Origin of the sequence: Devosia limi DSM 17137 (assembly GCF_900128975.1) — a bacterium.
Classification (GTDB): domain Bacteria; phylum Pseudomonadota; class Alphaproteobacteria; order Rhizobiales; family Devosiaceae; genus Devosia; species Devosia limi.
Map to the genome: position 1 here is coordinate 711,316 of NZ_FQVC01000001.1, position 19,312 is coordinate 730,627.

The following is a 19,312-nucleotide window of genomic DNA, read 5'->3' on the forward strand; positions in this document are numbered from 1 at the left end:
GCTCTCTCCTATAAGGGGTTGCCCTCCAGGCCCTTGATCTGAATCAATGCGGCCGTCGCCCTGCCGCGGGATATAGTGCGCGGGGACGGCCACGACTCAAGAGCCGCCAAAAGCATAGGGGCAATAGCGCCATGATCGACATGACTGTTGTCGAACTCTCGCGGTGGCAATTCGCCGCCACCGCCATGTATCACTTCATATTCGTGCCTTTGACGATCGGTCTTTCCGTGATGATGGCCATCATGGAAAGCGTCTACGTGATGACCGGTCGCGAAATCTGGCGCAAGATGACCCTGTTCTGGGGCACATTGTTTGGCGTTAATTTCGCCATGGGTGTCGCCACCGGCATCGTCATGGAATTCCAGTTCGGCATGAACTGGAGTTATTACAGCCACTATGTGGGAGACGTCTTCGGCGCGCCGCTGGCTATCGAAGGCCTGATGGCGTTCTTCCTGGAAGCCACCTTTATCGGCCTGTTCTTCTTCGGCTGGGACCGCCTCTCCAAGGTGGGTCACCTTGTCGTCACCTGGCTGGTGGCGCTGGGCACCAATCTTTCGGCGCTCTGGATCCTGGTTGCCAATGGCTGGATGCAAAATCCCGTCGGCGCGATCTTCAATCCCGATACCATGCGCATGGAAGTCACCGATTTCGTCGCGGTGGTGTTCAATCCGGTAGCGCAGGCCAAGTTCGTCCACACCGTCAGCGCCGGCTATCTCACCGGCGCAGTGTTCATCTTCGCCATTTCGGCGCTGTTCCTGCTCAAGGGCAAGCATATTGAGCTGGCCAAGCGCTCGATGGTCGTCGCCGCCAGCTTCGGTCTGGCCTCGGCGCTCTCCGTCGTCGTGCTGGGTGACGAAAGCGGCTATGTCGCCACCGAACATCAGAAGATGAAGATCGCCGCCATGGAGGCGATGTATCACACCGAACCGGCCCCCGCCGCGCTGACCCTGTTCGCCATTCCGAGCAGCACGCCCGGTGAGCCCGCCTTCCAGGTGCAGCTGCCCTGGGTGCTGGGCCTGATCACCACGCGTTCGCTGGATATGGAACTGCCCGGCATCACCGAACTGGTGGAACACGCCGCCGGCCGCATCCAGACTGGCCTCATCGCCTACAATGCCCTTCAGGAAATCCGCGCCGACGGCACCAATGCCGCTGCAAGGGCAACCTTCGACGAGCATTGGCCGGACCTGGGTTATGCCCTGCTGCTCAAGCGGTATCGCACCGATATCGAGAACGCGACCGGCGAGGAAATCGCCTTGGCCTCGATGGATACCGTGCCGGATGTGTGGCCCCTGTTCTGGAGCTTCCGCATCATGGTGGGTGTGGGCTTCTTCTTCATCGCCTTCTTTGCCTTCTGGTTCTATCGCGCCTCGGTGGGCAAGCTCGATACCAACCGCCCCTTGCTCTGGGTGGCCGTGGTCGCGCTGCCGCTGCCCTGGGTCGCCATCGAGGCTGGCTGGTTCATCGCCGAATACGGGCGACAGCCATGGGCGGTGGAAGGGGTGCTGCCAACCTTCTATGCCGCCTCCGGTCTCAAGGTGTCTGACCTGATCATCTCGCTTGGCTTCTTCATGACGCTCTACACCGTCCTCCTGGCCATCATGGTCATGCTGATGGTCAAGATCATCAAGGCCGGCCCGCAGGACAATCTGCTGCAGGCTGCCGACGATGATGAAGAAGACTTCGTTATCGCGGCCCTGCCGCCGACCCCCGCCAATCAGGGACTGGGCTCATGACCTCCATACCACTCGACTACGAAATCCTGCGCCTTATCTGGTGGGCCTTGCTGGGCATCCTGCTCATCGGCTTCGCTATCATGGGCGGCCGCGACCTTGGCGTTGGGGCCTTGCTCCCCTTCGCAGCCCGTTCCGACCAGGAACGCCGCCAGTTGCTGAACCTGATCGGCCCGACCTGGGAAGGCAATCAGGTGTGGCTGGTGCTGGGGGGCGGCGCCATCTTCGCTGCCTTCCCGCCGCTCTATGCCGTCAGCTTCTCCGGCTTCTATCTGGCGATGATCGTCATCCTGCTGGCGCTGATCCTGCGGCCTGTTGGCTTCAAGTTTCGCGGCAAGATCAAGGATCCGCGCTGGCGCGCGGCCTGGGACTGGGCCCTGTTCATCGGCGGTTTCGTGCCGTCGCTGATCTTCGGCGTGGCCGTGGGCAACGTGTTGCTGGGGGCGCCCTTCGCGCTCGATGACACCATGCGCATCTTCTATTCGGGTAATTTCTTCATGCTGTTGACGCCCTTCGCACTGCTGTGCGGCCTGGTCAGCCTCGGCATGATCGTCACCCAGGGCGCTGCCGTCATCACGGGCCGTACCAATGGTCTGCTGGCTGATCGGGCGCGGTTCTATGGCACTCTGTCGGCCCTTGCCACCATCGTGCTGTTCGCCATTGCCGGTCTGTGGGTTGCCTTTGGCCTGGATGGTCACGTCATCACCAGCGTCGTCAATACCAGCGCACCGATCAACCCGCTCAGCAAGAGCGTCGAACTGGTGCGCGGCGGCTGGCTGGCCAATTACTCGGCACATCCCTGGACCATCGCCGCGCCGGTGCTCGGCTTCCTGGGCATGGCAGGTGCCTTTGTCGGTCTGCAGCGTCGCCTTGGCGTGCCCACCCTGCTGGCCTCCAGCGTCGGGATCTTCGGCATCATTGCCACCGCCGGCGTGTCGCTGTTTCCGTTCCTGCTGCCATCCTCGACCAGCCTGTCCTCCGGCTTGACGCTGTGGGATGCCTCGTCCAGCCACCTGACATTGTTCATCATGCTGCTGGTCACCGTGGTCTTTCTGCCCATCATCCTGCTCTACACCGCCTGGGTGTTCCGCGTCATGCGCGGACCGGTCACCGCCGAGAGTCTGGAAAAGAACCCCAACGCCTACTAGGAGATCAATCGCATGTGGTATTTTTCCTGGATCCTCGGTCTTGGCCTGGCCTGCAGTTTCGCCATTCTCAACGCCATGTGGTTTGAAATGCGCGAGGACCGCCGACTGGCCCTGCAGGCCCGCCGCGCTGGCAAGGCGTCTGTCGCAGGCTGACACTGCGCGGACCGCATGGGTCCGCTCGGCGCTCACAATTCGACCAACTTCGATTGCCGGGCCCGTGCCCGGCAATTTTGTTATGTATAATCAATGACTTGAAAAGTAATGATTGCGTTCGGCATGCGGCGGCAGGGCTAAGCGGCCAGCCGGTAAAGCTGAACGGAGTATGACAGTTTGCCTATTTCGTTTGCGCTGGCTGCATAACGGATGTGCACAGAGTCCATCTTCTAATCACGACAGACCAACTATACATATAGGTCATCAAAACGAAGGGGAATTAACAAATGAACATCCGTCAGCGTATCGCCCAGTTTGCCCAGTACCAGCGCACCGTCCGTGAGCTCAATGCTCTCGACAGCCGCCAGCTTACCGACCTCGGCATTACCCGCGCCGATATCAAGAATATCGCCCGCGGCAAGACTCTCTAATAGACTAGCCTTTAACTGCCAGTCTGAAGATGAAGGCGTCCTGCAGGGCGCCTTTTGTCTTTTCTGCCGCTCAAATAGGCAGCTTGTTTCGGTGCCCGCCGCACGTGCCTTGCTGACAGCCACCGCCCTGCTGACAGCCGCACCGCGCCTTACGCTGGCCGTAGCGGCAGCGACAGCGCTAGACCTCCGCCGTACCCGCAAACACCGGGCGCCACACCCCCACGGAGTCATTCCCGCGCAGGCGGGAATCCATTCTTCCCCACGCGCGTTCCAACGATGGGCCATCGCCCTCTACCGGATCAAATCCGCCGCCTTGGCCCCCAGTGCAGCCAAAGCGTCGTCCGGCTTCATCCGCACCTGCAGCCCGCGCTGACCGCCATTGAGGAACACCTCGTCCTCGAGCGTCGCCAGTTCTTCGAGCGCCGTCGGCACGGCCTTCTTCTGTCCAAACGGGCTGATCCCGCCCACCTTGTAGCCAGTCAGCCGCTCGGCATCGACCGGCTTCATCATATGTGCGCTCTTGCCGCCAAACGCGGCAGCGAGCTTTTTCATGTTCACTTCCTCGTCCGACGGCACCACCACGCAGACCGGCCTGCCATCGACTTCCGCCATCAGCGTCTTGAGTACGATCGACGGCGAAACGCCCATCGCCTCGGCAGCCTGTAACCCGACCCGGTCGGCGTCTGGGTCATAGTCATAGCTGGCGAGGGCGAACGGGACGCCGGATTTGGTCAGGGCCAGTGTGGCGGGCGTGGTTTTGGACATGGCTCTTTTTTAAGCCATCGCCGCGCCGAGGCAAGAGTGCCGCTAGGGCTTGCGGCGAATGCAATGGGTGTCCATCAGCCCGATATCACGCTGCAGATAGGGCGAACTGGTGAGGAGATCGATCGTCGTGCGCTTGTGGCGACGGGAGATCCGCAATGGGCGGGTCCAACGGATCTGAGGCAGACGAAAATAGGCGAAAAGCGGTTTGGATATTGCAGTCATGGCGTCTACCACCCTTATGCTGGTGGCTCCTGTCGTGAAGTCCATGGTGCCAATTTGGCTGGCATTCGGCCCTTTCTCCAACTAAAGCTCAGGCAGGGTGCATAAGGAGATTTGATCCATGAGCGCGTTGCCGCCGCTGACCGCCATTCGCGCATTTGAGGCCACCGCCCGCCATCTCAGCTTCACCAGAGCCGGGGAAGAGCTGGGCATGACCCAGGCCGCGGTGAGCTATCAGATCAAGCTGCTCGAGGAGCGGGTCGGCGCCAGCCTGTTCCTGCGCCGCCCCCGCCAGATTGCCCTGACCGAGGCCGGCGCACGCCTGGCGCCCGAAGTGACCCACGCCTTTGAAACCCTGCGCAGCGCCTTTGCCGATACCCGCGGCCGCATCGATGGTACACTCAGCATCACCTCCGTCCCCACCTTTGCCAGCCATTGGCTGGTGCAGAATCTCGGCTACTTCCAGGTTGACCATCCCGATCTCGCCGTTCGCCTCGAAAGCACGCCCGGTGTCGTCGATTTCGCCACCGAGGAGTTCGATGTTGGCCTTCGCGGCAGCAATGGCGTCCCGCGCGGCCTTGCCAGTCATTTCCTGCTCTCGGGTGATTTTACCCCCATGCTGAGCCCCAGCCTTGCCGCCTCCATTGGCGGCATCCAGACGCCGGCCGACCTGTTAAGACTGCCAATGGTCGATGCCGATGATCCATGGTTCAGCATGTGGTTCGAGCGGGCCGGCGTGCCCGACTACAGCATTGAAAAGCGACCGATCAGCCGCCTGGGCGCGCAAAACCTCGAAGCTGCCGCCGCCATTGCCGGTCGTGGCGTCGCCATGCTCACGCCGGCCTTTTACGCCGACGACATCGCCGCCGGTCGCCTGATCCAGCCCTTCGATATCCTCGCCTCCGACGGCCACGGTTATTACCTTGTCTATCCCGAAGCCCGCCGCAACAGCCCCAAGATCCGCGCCTTCCGCGACTGGCTCATCCCCGCCACCGCCCCCCTCCGCGGCACCATGGAAGCCATTCGCTACCCCGTGCAGCGCTGAAATCTCGTAGCTCCAATGCCACCCCACCCACTGGGTCATCCCGGCGCAGGCCGGGATCCATTCTGAAGGTGAGCCACCCCATCGAGCCTGCGGCTAAAGCTCAGGGCGCAGATGGCCTGGAGCAAGAACCTACCCAAAAATCCCCCGATCCCGCCCGACAATCTCCGCCAGAAACTCCGCCACCAGCCCCACTCGCCGGATCGCCCGCAGATCCTCATGCACCACTGTCCAATAGCTGCGGGTCAAGGTGTGCTCGGGCAGCACCGGCACCAGCGCCGCGTCGCGTCGCGCCATGAAGCCATGCAAAATCCCGATCCCGGCGCCCGCCCGCACCGCTTCGGTCTGCCCCATCGCCGATGACACCGCGAGCGTCGAGGTCCATTCCCTGAGATATTCGCTAGTGTAATCCAGCGACGCCGAAAACAGCAGGTCGTCAACATAGCCAACCAGCCGATGCCGAGCCAGGTCAGCCAGCGCCTCCGGCACCCCATGCCGGTCCAGATAGCTCTGCGCCGCATAAAGCCCCAGCCGATAATCAGTCAGCTTGCGCGCCACCAGCCGCCCCTCGCGCGGCCGCTCCAGCGTCACCGCAATATCGGCCTCGCGCCGCGACAGCGAGAAGGTGCGCGGCACCGGCACCAGCTCGATCCGCAAGCCCTGATGCCGCTCGGTCAATTCCCCAATGCGCGGCGCAAGAAACGCCACCCCGAACCCATCCGGCGCGCCCACGCGCACCGTCCCGGCGATCTCGCTGCCGCTGCCGGTCGATTCCGCAGCCGCCAACATGGCGCTTTCCATCCGCTCCGCATGAACGAGGAACCGCTCGCCCTCCGCCGATAGTTCCGAGCCATTGGTCTTGCGCGCCATCAGCTTGGCGCCAAGCGCCTCCTCCAGCGCCGTCAGCCGCCGCGCCACCGTTGCGTGGTTGAGCCCCAGCGCCTTGGCCGCCCCAAGGATCTGCCCACTTCGGGCGACAGCGAGAAAGATGCGAACGTCATCCCAGTTCATGCTTTTCCCTGGGGTAGCACCCCCACCTAACCTCCCCCTGAAGAGGGGGAGGGACCCGATCCTGTGTCGGGCACCATCCACCCAAACCCACCGCCCGTGTCCCTCCCCCTCTTCAGGGGGAGGCTAGGTGGGGGCACTCTCCACGCACTTCAATTTCCGCACAACCGCTCCGAAATCTATCACGTTGCGCTCTTCAATTTGTAGCGCGATGACTGCTCCCCATCAAGGGAGACCACCATGCGCACCATCGGCCACTTCATCGACGGCGTCGAAACCACAGGCAATTCAGCCGAATTCCAGGACGTGTTCAATCCAGCCACCGGCGAAGTGCAGGCGCGTGTCGCCCTCGCCACCGAGGCTGATCTCAACGCCGCCGTCGCCTCCGCCCTCGCTGCCCAGCCCAAATGGGCCGCCACCAATCCCCAGCGCCGGGCGCGCGTCTTCTTCAATTTCGTGGCGCTGATCAATCGCGACATGGATGAACTGGCGGCCCTGCTGAGTGCCGAACACGGCAAGACCATCGAGGACGCCAAGGGCGACATCGTCCGGGGCCTCGAGGTTTCCGAATTCGTCGCCGGCGCGCCGCATCTGCTCAAGGGCGAGTTCACCGAAGGCGCTGGCCCCGGCATCGATATGTATTCCATGCGCCAGCCGGTCGGCGTCGGCGCCGGCATTACCCCGTTCAACTTCCCGGCCATGATCCCGCTCTGGATGCTGTCGCCCGCAATCGCCGCCGGCAATGCCTTCATCCTCAAGCCGTCGGAGCGCGATCCCTCCGTTCCGGTGAAGCTGGCCCAGCTGCTGATCGAAGCCGGCCTGCCCAAGGGCGTCCTCAATGTCATCCATGGCGGCAAGTCGGCCGTCGATGGCATCCTGGCCCATGACGATATCGCCGCCGTCTCCTTCGTCGGCTCCACCCCGATTGCCCGCTATGTCTACGCCACCGCTGCCGCCAATGGTAAGCGCGTCCAGGCCTTTGGCGGCGCCAAGAACCACATGATCATCATGCCCGATGCGGACATGGACAAGGCCGCCGATGCCCTGATGGGCGCGGGCTATGGTTCGGCCGGCGAACGCTGCATGGCCGTCTCGGTCGCCGTTCCGGTGGGCGACGATACCGCCGACCGCATCATTGCCGCGCTCAAGCCGCGCATCGAAAAGCTCAAGGTCGGCCCCGCCACCGATGCCGCCTCCGAAATGGGCCCGGTCATTACCCAGGCCTCCAAGGACCGTATCGCCGCCCTGGTCGAATCCGGCGTCAAGCAGGGCGCAACCCTCGCCGTCGATGGCCGTGGCTTTACCCTCCAGGGCTATGAAAACGGCTACTTCGTCGGCCCCTCGCTGTTCGATCACGTCACCCCCGAAATGGACATCTACAAGGAAGAGATCTTCGGGCCGGTGCTCTCGGTCGTTCGCTCCAAGACCTATGAGGACGCCCTCAAGCTGACCATGGACAATCCCTATGGCAATGGCACCGCCATCTTCACCCGCGATGGCGATGCCGCCCGCGACTTCGCCGCCCGGGTCAATGTCGGCATGGTCGGCATCAACGTCCCGGTCCCGGTGCCGCTCGCCTATCACAGCTTCGGCGGCTGGAAGGCCTCCGCTTTCGGCGATCTCAACCAGCACGGCACCGACTCGATCAAGTTCTGGACCCGCACCAAGACCGTCACCGCCCGCTGGCCCTCCGGCATCAAGGACGGCGCCGAATTCCAGATGCCCACGATGAAGTAGGGCAGGGCCCACTCCATCGACGGTGTAACCCACCCGCAATGTCACCCCGGCGAAGGCCGGGGTCCATTCTGAAGGCTGGCCGTCAACCGCATCGGAGACTGCCACACCCCACACAACAAAAAGCCCGAGGATCGCTCCTCGGGCTTCTGCTGCTCCACGCGGGGAGGCGTGGATTGGTCAGACGATGCCGCCCGAGCCGCCTTCGACGGCCGGACGAATTTCCGCAACCCTGGCGCGATACCCAGCCGCGCGATATGTCGCCAGCGGATCGATAGCGCCACCATTCTCCAGCCGCGCCAATGCCAGGATCGGCTCCACATCGGTGCGATAGGCGAGACGCAGCGCCTGCGTTGCCGCCAGCGCATCATTGCCCTGTTGCGCCGCTTCCAGCTCCTTGCGGTCCACCAGCAGCGCCTGCGCATAAGCCCGCTGAACATCGGATGCCGACAGCATCAGCGACTCGATCGGGTCGGTCACATTATGGCTCTGGTCCAGCATATGCGCCGGATGGAAATCCGCATCGCGGCCCTCGATATCCACCAGCTCGTTGAACACCAGGAACAGCCGGTACGGGTCGATTGCACCCGCATCGAGATCGTCATCGCCATATTTGCTGTCATTGAAATGGAAGCCGCCGAGCTTGCCGAACTGGGCCAGCCGGGAAACGATCATCTCGATATTGACGTTGGGCGCATGGTGGCCGAGATCGACCAGGCACATGGCCTTGTCGCCCAGTTCCTTGGCGATGATGTAATTGGTGCCCCAGTCCTGCACGACCGTCGAATAGAACGCCGGCTCATACATCTTGTGTTCGGTATAGATGCGCCAGTCATCGGGCAGCGCAGCATAAACCGCCTTCATCGAATTGAGATAGTGCTCGAATTGGCGGGCAAAATTAACCTGGCCGGGGAAGTTCGAGCCATCGCCGATCCACACCGTCAGCGCCTTGCTGCCAATGGTCTTGCCGATCTCGATGCATTCGAGGTTATGCTCGATCGCCTGCTGGCGCGTTGCCGCATCGGCCGATGAGAGCGAGCCGAACTTGTAGCTCTGCAACTGCCCCTTGGCGTCCGAGAAGGTGTTGGAGTTCATCGCATCGAACCCCAGGCCAAACCGGCTCGCGGCCTGCTTGAGGCGATTGGGGTCGGCCTTGTCCCACGGAATATGCAGCGACACTGTCTTGGTCGCCTGTGTCAGCTGGCTGATGACAGCGCAGTCCTCGATCTTGTCGAAGATATCGCGCGGCTCGCCCAGCCCCGGAAACCGCGCAAAGCGCGTGCCGCCCGTACCGACACCCCATGAGGGCACCGCGATATTGAACCCGGCCACCTTGGCCTTGATTGCATCAATCGAAATGCCCCGCCGGTCCAGCCGCTCGCCCAGGCTGTCATAATCCGCGTGCAGGTCATCCACGCGCCGGGCATTGTCAGCTTCGACCACGGATGGGTCGATAATCGTATCGGTCATTTGTTCCTCCACAACCTCCACCCACTCGGTGTCATACCGGCGAAGGCCGGTATCCATCTTGAGATCTCAGAATGGACCCCGGCCTTCGCCGGGGTGACACTGTGGGTAGGGTTGGACCGTTTTCTTCTTACCGCGTAAACGACTGAGCGTTGCCCGCGTCCACATTAATGATATTGCCCGTCGATTTCGCCGAGGCCTCCGAGGCGAAGAAATAGATCGCCTCGGCAATATCCTCGGGGAACACGCTGCGCTTGAGCATCGAGCGCACGCGATACATTTCCTCCAGGCCATCCTTGTCGGTCTTGTAGGTCGATGCGCGCTGCTCCAGCCATTCGCCGGCCCAGATCTTGCTGCCACGCAGCACCGCATCGGGGTTGACCACATTGACGCGGATCTGCTCGCCCGCGCCTTCCAGTGCCAGGCATCGTGCCAGGTGGATTTCGGCGGCCTTGGCCGTGCAATAGGCGGCGGCATTGGGCGAGGCGGCAAGGCCGTTCTTGCTTGCCACGAATACCACATTGCCGCCGATCTTCTGCTGGCGGAACAGCCGGAACGCTTCCCGCGACACGAGGAAATACCCCGTGCTGAGAATGTCCATGTTCTTGTTCCACAGCTCCAGCGTCGTCTCCTCGATCGGCGCCGACGAGGCGAGCCCGGCATTGGACACCAGAATATCCAGCCCGCCGAATTCCACCACCGCATGGGCAAAGCCCGCGATCACAGCCGCTTCCTTGGTGACATTGACGATCGCCGGGCGGACAAAGTCCTTGCCGAACACCGCGCTGAGTTCGTCATTGGCCGCTGCCAGCGCCGTCTCGTCGATATCGGCGAGAACCACGCAGGCGCCTTCGCGCAGCAGCCGCACTGCGGTCGCCTTGCCAATGCCGCCGGCGCCGCCGGTGACGAGGGCAATCTTGCCGGCCAGCGATTTCGGCTTGGGCATGCGGGCGAGCTTGGCCTCTTCAAGCAGCCAATATTCGATATCGAAGGCTTCCTGCTCGGGCAGGCCGACATAGGTAGAAACCGTCGAGGCGCCGCGCATCACATTGATGGCGTTGACATAGAACTCACCCGAAATGCGGGCCGTCGCCTTATCCCGAGCGAAGGTGAACATGCCGACGCCCGGCATCAGGTAGACCACCGCATTGGGGTCGCGCACCGCGGGCGAATTGTCGTGCTTGCAGCGGTCGTAATAGGCCTGATAATCGACGCGATAGGCGGCGATATCCTCGGGAATCCGTGCGATTACCGCATCCACATCGGGATTGGCCGGATCAAAGTCGATCACCAGCGGGCGGATCTTGGTGCGCAGAAAGTGGTCGGGGCAGGAGGTGCCCAAAGCCGCCAGCGGCCGCAGGTCATTGGAATTGACGAATTCCAGCACCGCCGCTGAATCATCGAAATGCCCCAGCTTGTGGCTGTCTGCCGAAATCAGGCCGCGGATTTTCGGCATCAGCTGGGCGGCAATGGCCCGGCGCTGTTCAGCATCAAGCGACTGGACGGCCGCGCCACCAAAGATGGTCTTGCCCGCCGTCTGCTGCTCGAACCATTCGATCGCCTGGTTGATCACCGAAATCGTCGTTTCGTAGCATTCCTTGGGCGTGTCGCCCCAGGTGAACAGGCCATGGCTCTCAAGGATCAGCCCCTTGGAATTGGGGTTCTCCTCGCAATATTTGCCCAGCCACAGGCCCAGCTCGAACCCCGGCTTTTTCCACGGCAACCAGCCAATGGCATCGCCGAAGATCTGCTGGGTCAGTTCCCTGGAATTGACCGAGGCGGCAATGGCAATGATCGCATCGGGATGCATGTGGTCCACGTAAGGGTGGTTCACATAGGCATGCAGCGGCGTATCGATCGAAGCGGCGCGCGGGTTCAGGTTGAACGTCGCGTGCGGCAGATAGCCCACCATCTCGTCCTCGAACTCCACACCGCGATACAGCCCCTTCAGCGCCCGCAGCTTGTCCATGTAGAGCGTGGAAAACCCGTCGAGCTTGATCGAAGCGCTGTCACCACCGGAACCCTTGACCCACAGCACCTCGACCGTCTCGCCCGTCAGCGGGTCCTGCTGCATGATCTTGGATGAGGTGTTGCCGCCACCGTAATTGGTCACGCGCTTGTCCGAGCCAAGCAGGTTGGAGCGATAGACCAGCCGTTCGGGCTCACTCATCGCCGCCGCCTTGGCGTCGTCCCAAAGGTTTTCGAGGCGCTTGGGCGCGGATGTGGACATGGGGCTCCTCCCGAGGGAAATGGTGGTCTGGTGTGGCCGGACATGGCCATAGATTGCCAATGACTGTCAATCAGAAACGATCAGTAACAATCATGTTGCCGTGAAAACAATCAAACACAGCAATATCATGATTGACACTGATTGGTTTTGATGAAACTCAATTGACCCAAGGGAGAGCAAGCTGTGCATGAAACCGAACGCCACCGGGTAATTCTGGCCGCCGTCCAATCGCGCCCCGTCGCGACGGTGACGGAACTGGTCGATATCACCGGGACGTCCGAGGCGACCATTCGCCGTGATATTGCGGCGCTGCATGTGCGCGGCGAGCTGCGCCGGGTGCGGGGCGGTGCCGAAGCGGTCAATCCGCCCGAGCAGGGCGGCCTGATGGGGCGGCCGTTTTCAGTCAATGAAACCATCAACATGGCGCAGAAACGCGCCATTGCCCGCGTCGCCGCCGAGATGTGCAAGGACGGCGAGCCGATTATCATCAATGGCGGCACCACCACCTATCAGATGGTGCATCACCTGACGGCGCGACGCCTGTCGGTATTCACCAATTCCTTCGCCATCGCCGAGTTCCTGCTGCACAATTCGCGCAACAGCGTCGTCATTCCGGGCGGCACCGTCTATCGCGAGCAGAATGTCATCCTGTCGCCGTTTGGCGGGGTCGTCGCCAGCCACTTCTTCGCCCGCAAGATGTTCATTGGCTGCCAGGGCATTGGCCGCCACGGGCTAATGGAAACCGATCCGATGATCGTGCAGTCCGAACTCGGCCTCATCGGCCAGGCGGACGAGCTGATCGTCCTTGCTGACTCATCGAAATTTTCGGGGAGATCGAGCCTCATATTGTGCGGGCTCGACCGGATTGCCGCTGTCATCACCGATAGCGGTATCCGCGACGAAGACCGCCAGATGCTGGAAACGGCAGGTGTGCAGCTCATCGTGGCGGAAACCAGTGCGCGGGCCGACCGGCAATCGACGGTCGCCTGAGCCAATCGCAAGACCAAAACGTCCCAGGGAGGGAAATCCTATGAAACTGCTCAAAATTCTGGCTGCGACCACCGCCGTTGCAGTGCTGCTCGCCGCTCCCGCCTACGCCCAGACCCGCATCGCGCTGGTCGTCAAGTCGCTTGGTAATGGCTTCTTCGACGCGGCCAACAAGGGCGCCCAGGAAGCTGCTGCCGAACTCGGCGACGTCGAGGTCATCTATACCGGCCCGACCGCCGCCACCGCCGAGGCCCAGATCGAAGTCGTCAATTCGCTGATCGCCCAGCAGGTCGATGCCATCGCCATTTCCGCCAACGATCCCGACGCGCTGGTTCCGGTGCTGCAGAAGGCCATGGAGCGCGGCATCAAGGTGATTTCCTGGGACTCGGGCGTTGCTCCCGAAGGCCGCCAGCTTCACCTCAACCCGTCCGATATCGGCCTGATCGGCGAAACCATCATCAAACTGGCCGCCGATTACCTGCCAGAGGGCGGCGACGTTGCCATCCTGTCGGCTGCCTCGACTGCAACCAATCAGAACGCCTGGATCGAAGCCGCCAAGGCCGCCATTCCCGCCAAGTTCCCCAATATCAACCTCGTCTCGGTCGTCTATGGCGATGACGACTCGGTCAAGTCGACCGACGAAGCCAAGGGCCTGATCGCGTCCTATCCCGACCTCAAGGCCATCATTGCCCCGACCACCGTCGGCGTCGTGGCAGCGGCCCAGGTCGTCACCGACCAGAACCTGATCGGCAAGGTCAACGTCACCGGTCTCGCCCTGCCGTCCGAGTTCAAGCAGTTCATCGACAATGGCGCTTCGCAGGCCGTGGCCCTGTGGAACCCCATCGATCTCGGCTATTCGGCCGTCATGCTGGCCAATGATCTGGTCAAGGGCGAAGAAGCCAAGCCCGGCGCGACCCTCTCCATGGGCCGCGTCGGTGAAGTGACCCTGGACGACACCAATTCCGGTGCCATGGCCGCCCCCTTCCAGTTCGACAAGTCGAACATCGAAGAATTCTCCAAGATTTACTGATCGCTATCGGCCCGGCGCTTCGGCGCCGGGCCTCGCTCTCGTAACAGTCCACGGCGTCATTCCCGCGCAGGCGGGAATCCACTCTTCGCCTTTGCGTTCGGGCACAAGACTGGATTCCCGCCTTCGCGGGAATGACACGGTGGCGAAACAGCCGCGGTAGTATTCATTGCCATGACCGACCCCATCCTGACCCTGTCCGGCATCACCAAGACCTTCCCCGGCGTGCGCGCGCTGCACAATGTGTCGCTGGAGCTCTATCCCGGGCAGGTGACTGCGCTGATCGGTGAAAACGGCGCCGGCAAGTCGACCCTGGTCAAGATCCTGACCGGCATCTACCAGCCCGACGCAGGCCAGATCACCGTCGCCGGTAAGCCCGTGACCCTGCCCACCGCCCACGCTGCCTTCGAGGTCGGCGTCACCGCCATCCATCAGGAAACCGTGTTGTTCGATGAGCTGACGGTCGCCGAAAACATCTATCTCGGCCACGCGCCGCGCAACCGCTTCGGCCTGATCGACTGGAAGACCATGCGCGCCGAAGCGCAGGAAACCCTCGATTCCATGGCTTCGGGCATCGACGCCAATATCAAGCTCAAGGAACTTGGCATCGCCAAGAAGCATCTGGTCGCCGTGGCGCGGGCGCTCTCCATCGACGCGCAGGTCGTCATCATGGATGAGCCGACCGCCGCCCTCAGCCAGAAGGAAATCGAAGAGCTCTACGTGCTGATCGAACTGCTCAAGGAGGACGGCAAGGCCATCCTGTTCATCAGCCACAAATTCGATGAAATCTATCGCATTGCCGACCGCTTCACCGTGTTCCGCGATGGCGAAATGGTTGGCACCGGCCTGATTGCGGACACCAGCCAGCGCCAGATCGTGCAGATGATGGTCGGCCGCTCCGTCGATCACATCTTCCCCGCCCGCAATGCGGTGATCGGCGAGACCGTGCTGGAGGCCAGGGGCCTCAGCCACCCCACCGAATTCGACGACATCAGCTTTTCCGTCCGCAAAGGCGAGATCCTGGGCTTCTATGGCCTGGTCGGAGCCGGCCGCAGCGAGGTCATGCAGGCCGTCTTCGGCATGACCAATCCCTCCGCCGGCACCATGGTGCTCGATGGCAAGACCATCACCCCGCGCTCCGCCGCCGACGCCGTCGAAGCCGGCATCGTCTATGTCCCCGAGGAACGCGGCAAGCAGGGCGTCATCACCAACCAGCCCATCTACCAGAACGTCTCGCTGCCCTCGCTCAACAAGACCAGCACGTCCGGTTTCCTCCGCCTCGCCGAGGAATTCGCCCTGGCCCGCACCTATACCGAGCGCCTCGACCTGCGCGCCTCCTCGCTCAGCCAGGACGTTTCGACCCTCTCGGGCGGTAATCAGCAGAAGGTGGTCATCGCCAAATGGCTCGCCACCCTGCCCAAGGTCATCATCCTCGATGAACCCACCAAGGGCATCGATATCGGCTCCAAGGCCGCGGTCCATGGCTTCATGGGCGAGCTGGTAGAGCAGGGGCTTTCGGTCATCATGGTCTCGTCCGAACTGCCCGAAGTGCTCGGCATGAGCGACCGCATCGTCGTCATGCGCGAGGGCCGGCTCATCGCCACCCTCGACAATAAGGGGCTCCAGCCCGAAACCCTGGTGCGGCTGGCTGCCGGCATCGCCGAGGAGCAGGCCGCATGAAGACCCTCGCCAAACACCGCGAAATCTGGCTGGCGCTGGTCATCGTCGTGCTCGTCATTCTGGTCACGCTGCGTTTTCCGCGCTTCTCCCAGCCGGGCAACCTGCTGACCATCTTCAACGATACCTCGATCCTGATGATGCTGGCCCTCGGCCAGATGACCGTCATCCTCACCCGCTCGATCGATCTGTCCATGGCCTCCAACCTGGCCCTGACCGGCATGATCGTCGCCATGACCAATGCCGCCTTTCCGGGCGTACCGATCCCGCTGCTGATCGCCGGCTGCGTCGTCGTCGGCGCCGGCCTCGGCGCCTTCAATGGCCTGCTGGTCTGGAAGCTCAACATTCCGCCCATCGTCGTCACCCTGGGCACGCTGACCATTTTCCGCGGCATGGTCTTCGTCATTTCCGGCGGCGCCTGGGTCAATGCCGCGCAGATGAGCCCCGATTTCATCGCCCTGCAGCGCGGCGCCTTCCTCGGCCTGCCGATTCTGAGCTGGTTCGCTATCGTCGTCGCCGTGCTGTTCTTCATCCTGATGACCCGAACCCCGCTCGGCCGCGCGCTCTATGCCATCGGCGTCAATCCAACGGCCTCGGTCTATACCGGCATCAATGTCGGCCGCACCAAGTTCCTCGCCTTCACCATTGCCGGCGCCGTTTCGGGCCTCTGCGGCTATCTCTGGATTTCCCGCTACGTCATCGCCTCGGTCGAAGTCGCCGGCGGCTACGAACTGACCATCATCGCCGCCTGCGTCATCGGCGGCATTTCCATCGCCGGCGGCATCGGCACCGTCGCCGGAGCGCTGCTCGGCGCGCTGTTCCTCGGCGTCATCAACAATGCCCTGCCGGTCATCAACATCTCGCCCTTCTGGCAGATGGCCATCTCCGGCACCGCCATCCTCCTCGCCGTCGTCCTCAACGCCCGCGGCGAACGCCGCCAGGGGCGGGTGATCCTCAAGCGGGCGGAGGCCTGATCGTGCGAAATTGCAGCAACCCCCACCCCACCTCCCCCTGGAAGGGGGAGGAGTCCCCCCAGCAGGCGAGCACAATTTTCGTCGCAGACACCCATCAGCCCCTCCCCCTCAGAGGGGGAGGTTGGGTGGGGGTCTCTTCTCGCCTTCGGGAGATACTGCCATGACCGACACCCCCCACCGCCATCTCCCCGACCGGCTCGACAACCCGCTGAAATCCGCCATCCTCAGTTGGGAAAGCCTGCTGGTCCTCGTCGCCGTGGCGATTTTCATCGTCAATTCGTTCTCCTCGCCCTATTTCCTCAATGCGTGGAGCCTCAGCGATCTTACCTTCAACTTCACCGAGAAGGCGCTGATCGCGCTGGCCATGGCGCTGCTGATCATTTCGGGGGAGATCGATCTGTCGGTGGCCGCGATCATCGCGCTGGCCTCGACGCTGATGGGCTTTGCCCTGCAATATGGCGCCGATACGCCGGTTCTCGTTGCCATTGGCATCGGCACCGGCATTGCCTGCGGCGCCTTCAATGGCTTCCTGGTCACCGGGCTCAAGCTGCCCTCCATCGTCGTCACCATCGGCACGATGAGCCTGTTCCGCGGCATTTCCTTCATCATCCTGGGCGACCAGAGCTTCAAGGGCTATCCGGCCAGCTTCGCCTGGTTCGGTCAGGGCTATGTGTTCTGGGTGATTTCGTTCGAACTGGTACTGTTCGCCGTTGCCGCATTGGTGTTTTACGTGCTGCTGCACCGCACCAATTTCGGCCGCCGCGTCTATGCCATCGGCAATAACGACGTCGCCGCCAAATTCTCCGGCGTCCGCGTCGAGCGCGTCAAGTTCATCCTGTTCTGCCTCACCGGCCTGATGAGCGGCATGGCAGCGGTCCTGCTCACCGCGCGCCTCGGCTCCACCCGCCCATCCATTGCCGAGGGCTGGGAACTCGAAGCCATCACCATGGTCGTGCTGGGTGGCGTCTCGATCCTCGGCGGCGCCGGCACCATCATTGGCGTGGTCCTCGCCGCGCTGATTATGGGCCTCGTCACCTTCGGCCTCGGCCTGCTCAACGTCCCCGGCATTGTCATGTCGATTTTCATTGGCGCGCTGCTGATCATCGTCATCGCCCTGCCGATCCTCTATCGCCAATTGCGGAGCCGTCGATGAACGAGGAAAAACACGCCTTCAAGATGCAGCTCAAACCCGGCATGGCCGCCGAATACAAGAAGCGCCATGACGAGATTTTTCCCGAGCTGGTGACGCTGCTCAAGGAAGCCGGCGTCCGCGACTATTCGATCCATCTCGACGAGGAAACCAACATCCTGTTCGGCGTCCTCTGGCGCCGCACCGACCACACCATGGCCGACCTGCCCAGTCACCCCGTCATGCAACGCTGGTGGGCCCACATGGCCGACCTCATGGCCACCAACGCCCGGAACGAACCGATCTCGGTCGACCTCAAACCGATGTTCTGGATGGAGTAGGGGGGCCGTCCACGGAGCCCTCCCCACCCACGATGTCATCCCGGCGCAGGCGGGAAGGTGGATTCTCGTTCGAAGTGCAACACGTTGTGATTGAAGACCTCGGCTGGCGTTTTCCAGCCGAGGCATTTTCGTGGTGTGTTGTTATAGCGGATAATCAGGGCGTTGAAGCTGTTGTCGGCGATAGTGGCGAGATCGGTCTTCCTGGGCAGGAAGCGACGCATGCGGCCGATGGCGTTTTCGATGCCGCCTTTCTGCCAGGGCGCGTGCGCATCGCAGAAGTAGGTGGCGATACCGAGCTGATGCAGCCAGTAGTGGCGGGCGAACTCGGTTCCATTGTCGAAGGTGACGGTGCGGCGGGCCGCTTGCGGCAAACGCTCCAGGGAGCGCCCGATGATGCTGGCCACCAGATCGGCCTGTTTCGAGGCCAGCCGATACCCCAGCAGCGCCCGGCTGGTGCGCTCGTGCAGCATCAGGATGTTCTGCCCATAGCGCGAAAAGGCCATCAGATCGGCCTCCCAGTGTCCGGGGTGAGCCCGCCCATCACCTCGGCGGGGCGCTCGGCCAGGCTGAGCCGGTGGGCCATATGCAGGACCGAACTGCCACCCCGGCGAGCGCGCCGCCCCCGCTTGGACTTGGCGCGCGGCAAATAGTGGCGCCAGCGATAATCCTTGTGGCGGGTGATCTGGGCATAGACGAAGCGGTAGATGCTCTCGGCCCCGATCCGGCCGGAGCGCCCCGCCACCTGCTCGGGCGACCAGCCGGCCGCCAATTGGCCAAGCACCTGGTTGCGCAACGGCTCGTCACGCTCCAGCCGGCAACCGCACCATCGGCGCGCCCTGGCCTGTTGGTCGGCATAGACTGGCTTGTAGCCAATCGTGCTGCCGCGATTGCGCTTCAGCTCTCGAGCAATCGAGGATGGCGCGCGATCCAGAGCTGACGCGATCTGCCGGACCGAGTGTCCCGCCCCAGATAGGCGGGCAAGCTCAATCCGCTCATCAAGGTCGAAGTGGCGATAATGTGTTCCCATCCAAACACCCTAAACGGGTGTTGCACTTCGTTTGAGAACTCAGGGAATCCATTCTGTGCATTACCCTCAAGCTGGATGTGGCTGGGGGCCTTCAACCTGGATTCCGGCCTCCGCCGGAATGACCCTGCGAACAAACCAGCAGCCCTCCCACCCACGATGTCATCCCGGCCCAGGCCGGGATCCATTCCGTGCATTACCCGCAAGCTGGATATGGCTGGGG

At 62.6% G+C, this 19,312-nt stretch carries 16 protein-coding genes and 1 pseudogene; 12 read left to right on the plus strand and 5 right to left on the minus strand.

Annotated features, from left to right (window positions below; translation table 11 throughout):
- Positions 1-134: 134 nt before the first annotated feature.
- From BUA69_RS03165 to BUA69_RS03180, 4 genes are all read left to right on the plus strand, one after another.
- On the plus strand, positions 135-1,736 hold the full coding sequence (locus BUA69_RS03165; RefSeq protein ID WP_201777427.1) for a cytochrome ubiquinol oxidase subunit I: 1,602 nt from the start codon (positions 135-137) through the stop codon (positions 1,734-1,736).
- Complete coding sequence (gene cydB, locus BUA69_RS03170; RefSeq protein ID WP_046133645.1) at positions 1,733-2,881, plus strand: cytochrome d ubiquinol oxidase subunit II; 1,149 nt, start codon at positions 1,733-1,735, stop codon at positions 2,879-2,881. The genes BUA69_RS03165 and cydB overlap by 4 nt, the downstream gene beginning before the upstream one ends.
- A gap of 12 nt (positions 2,882-2,893) precedes the next feature.
- Positions 2,894-3,034, plus strand: coding sequence for a cytochrome bd-I oxidase subunit CydX (gene cydX / locus BUA69_RS03175; RefSeq protein WP_072866448.1), 141 nt, complete (start codon positions 2,894-2,896; stop codon positions 3,032-3,034).
- 287 nt (positions 3,035-3,321) lie between these two features.
- Positions 3,322-3,465, plus strand: coding sequence for a DUF1127 domain-containing protein (locus BUA69_RS03180; protein WP_072866449.1), 144 nt, complete (start codon positions 3,322-3,324; stop codon positions 3,463-3,465).
- A gap of 291 nt (positions 3,466-3,756) precedes the next feature.
- Here BUA69_RS03180 and ybaK read toward each other — a convergent pair whose 3' ends face one another.
- On the minus strand, positions 3,757-4,230 hold the full coding sequence (gene ybaK / locus BUA69_RS03185; protein WP_046133644.1) for a Cys-tRNA(Pro) deacylase: 474 nt from the start codon (positions 4,228-4,230) through the stop codon (positions 3,757-3,759).
- A 340-nt stretch (positions 4,231-4,570) separates the two neighbouring features.
- Here ybaK and BUA69_RS03195 point away from each other — a divergent pair, with 340 nt between their 5' ends.
- Entirely contained in the window at positions 4,571-5,494 is a 924-nt protein-coding gene (locus tag BUA69_RS03195; protein ID WP_046133642.1) for a LysR substrate-binding domain-containing protein, read from the plus strand.
- 129 nt (positions 5,495-5,623) lie between these two features.
- On the opposite strand, the gene BUA69_RS03200 is transcribed toward BUA69_RS03195, so the two are convergent.
- The gene (locus tag BUA69_RS03200) at positions 5,624-6,502 is read right to left on the minus strand and encodes a LysR family transcriptional regulator (protein WP_046133641.1); all 879 of its coding nucleotides are present in this window, start codon (positions 6,500-6,502) and stop codon (positions 5,624-5,626) included.
- Positions 6,503-6,739: 237 nt separating this feature from the next.
- On the opposite strand from BUA69_RS03200, the gene BUA69_RS03205 reads away from it, so the two are divergent.
- On the plus strand, positions 6,740-8,236 hold the full coding sequence (locus BUA69_RS03205; protein ID WP_046133640.1) for a CoA-acylating methylmalonate-semialdehyde dehydrogenase: 1,497 nt from the start codon (positions 6,740-6,742) through the stop codon (positions 8,234-8,236).
- 177 nt (positions 8,237-8,413) lie between these two features.
- Here BUA69_RS03205 and rhaI read toward each other — a convergent pair whose 3' ends face one another.
- Complete coding sequence (gene rhaI / locus BUA69_RS03210) at positions 8,414-9,703, minus strand: L-rhamnose catabolism isomerase (protein WP_046133656.1); 1,290 nt, start codon at positions 9,701-9,703, stop codon at positions 8,414-8,416.
- A 127-nt stretch (positions 9,704-9,830) separates the two neighbouring features.
- Complete coding sequence (locus BUA69_RS03215; RefSeq protein WP_046133639.1) at positions 9,831-11,930, minus strand: bifunctional rhamnulose-1-phosphate aldolase/short-chain dehydrogenase; 2,100 nt, start codon at positions 11,928-11,930, stop codon at positions 9,831-9,833.
- A gap of 183 nt (positions 11,931-12,113) precedes the next feature.
- On the opposite strand from BUA69_RS03215, the gene BUA69_RS03220 reads away from it, so the two are divergent.
- The 6 genes from BUA69_RS03220 to rhaM all read left to right on the plus strand — a co-directional run bounded on the left by BUA69_RS03220 (position 12,114) and on the right by rhaM (position 18,065).
- A complete protein-coding gene (locus BUA69_RS03220; RefSeq protein WP_046133638.1) occupies positions 12,114-12,920 on the plus strand; it encodes a DeoR/GlpR family DNA-binding transcription regulator in 807 nt (268 codons plus the stop codon).
- Between the two features lie 40 nt (positions 12,921-12,960).
- Positions 12,961-13,947 carry a rhamnose ABC transporter substrate-binding protein gene (rhaS, locus tag BUA69_RS03225; RefSeq protein WP_046133637.1) on the plus strand — a complete coding sequence of 329 codons (987 nt, stop codon included), beginning with the start codon at positions 12,961-12,963 and terminating at the stop codon, positions 13,945-13,947.
- A gap of 171 nt (positions 13,948-14,118) precedes the next feature.
- Positions 14,119-15,624: a sugar ABC transporter ATP-binding protein gene (locus BUA69_RS03230; protein ID WP_046133636.1), complete on the plus strand. Its 1,506-nt coding sequence runs from the start codon at positions 14,119-14,121 to the stop codon at positions 15,622-15,624.
- On the plus strand, positions 15,621-16,595 hold the full coding sequence (locus BUA69_RS03235) for an ABC transporter permease (RefSeq protein WP_046133635.1): 975 nt from the start codon (positions 15,621-15,623) through the stop codon (positions 16,593-16,595). The genes BUA69_RS03230 and BUA69_RS03235 overlap by 4 nt, the downstream gene beginning before the upstream one ends.
- Before the next feature lie 160 nt (positions 16,596-16,755).
- Positions 16,756-17,748 carry an ABC transporter permease gene (locus BUA69_RS03240; protein ID WP_046133634.1) on the plus strand — a complete coding sequence of 331 codons (993 nt, stop codon included), beginning with the start codon at positions 16,756-16,758 and terminating at the stop codon, positions 17,746-17,748.
- On the plus strand, positions 17,745-18,065 hold the full coding sequence (gene rhaM, locus BUA69_RS03245; protein ID WP_046133633.1) for an L-rhamnose mutarotase: 321 nt from the start codon (positions 17,745-17,747) through the stop codon (positions 18,063-18,065). The genes BUA69_RS03240 and rhaM overlap by 4 nt, the downstream gene beginning before the upstream one ends.
- Before the next feature lie 35 nt (positions 18,066-18,100).
- Here the strand turns inward: rhaM and BUA69_RS21525 are convergent.
- Positions 18,101-19,092 (minus strand): annotated as a pseudogene (locus tag BUA69_RS21525) (IS30 family transposase).
- Positions 19,093-19,312: the final 220 nt, after the last annotated feature.

What these genes read in the sequence shown, in the direction of transcription:
- cydB (WP_046133645.1), top strand. Translation starts at nt 1,733, where the DNA reads ATGACCTCCATACCACTCGACTACGAAATCCTGCGCCTTATCTGGTGG.
- cydX (WP_072866448.1), top strand. Translation starts at nt 2,894, where the DNA reads ATGTGGTATTTTTCCTGGATCCTCGGTCTTGGCCTGGCCTGCAGTTTC.
- BUA69_RS03180 (WP_072866449.1), top strand. Translation starts at nt 3,322, where the DNA reads ATGAACATCCGTCAGCGTATCGCCCAGTTTGCCCAGTACCAGCGCACC.
- ybaK (WP_046133644.1), bottom strand. Translation starts at nt 4,230, where the DNA reads ATGTCCAAAACCACGCCCGCCACACTGGCCCTGACCAAATCCGGCGTC.
- BUA69_RS03195 (WP_046133642.1), top strand. Translation starts at nt 4,571, where the DNA reads ATGAGCGCGTTGCCGCCGCTGACCGCCATTCGCGCATTTGAGGCCACC.
- BUA69_RS03200 (WP_046133641.1), bottom strand. Translation starts at nt 6,502, where the DNA reads ATGAACTGGGATGACGTTCGCATCTTTCTCGCTGTCGCCCGAAGTGGG.
- BUA69_RS03205 (WP_046133640.1), top strand. Translation starts at nt 6,740, where the DNA reads ATGCGCACCATCGGCCACTTCATCGACGGCGTCGAAACCACAGGCAAT.
- rhaI (WP_046133656.1), bottom strand. Translation starts at nt 9,703, where the DNA reads ATGACCGATACGATTATCGACCCATCCGTGGTCGAAGCTGACAATGCC.
- BUA69_RS03215 (WP_046133639.1), bottom strand. Translation starts at nt 11,930, where the DNA reads ATGTCCACATCCGCGCCCAAGCGCCTCGAAAACCTTTGGGACGACGCC.
- rhaS (WP_046133637.1), top strand. Translation starts at nt 12,961, where the DNA reads ATGAAACTGCTCAAAATTCTGGCTGCGACCACCGCCGTTGCAGTGCTG.
- BUA69_RS03230 (WP_046133636.1), top strand. Translation starts at nt 14,119, where the DNA reads ATGACCGACCCCATCCTGACCCTGTCCGGCATCACCAAGACCTTCCCC.
- BUA69_RS03235 (WP_046133635.1), top strand. Translation starts at nt 15,621, where the DNA reads ATGAAGACCCTCGCCAAACACCGCGAAATCTGGCTGGCGCTGGTCATC.
- BUA69_RS03240 (WP_046133634.1), top strand. Translation starts at nt 16,756, where the DNA reads ATGACCGACACCCCCCACCGCCATCTCCCCGACCGGCTCGACAACCCG.
- rhaM (WP_046133633.1), top strand. Translation starts at nt 17,745, where the DNA reads ATGAACGAGGAAAAACACGCCTTCAAGATGCAGCTCAAACCCGGCATG.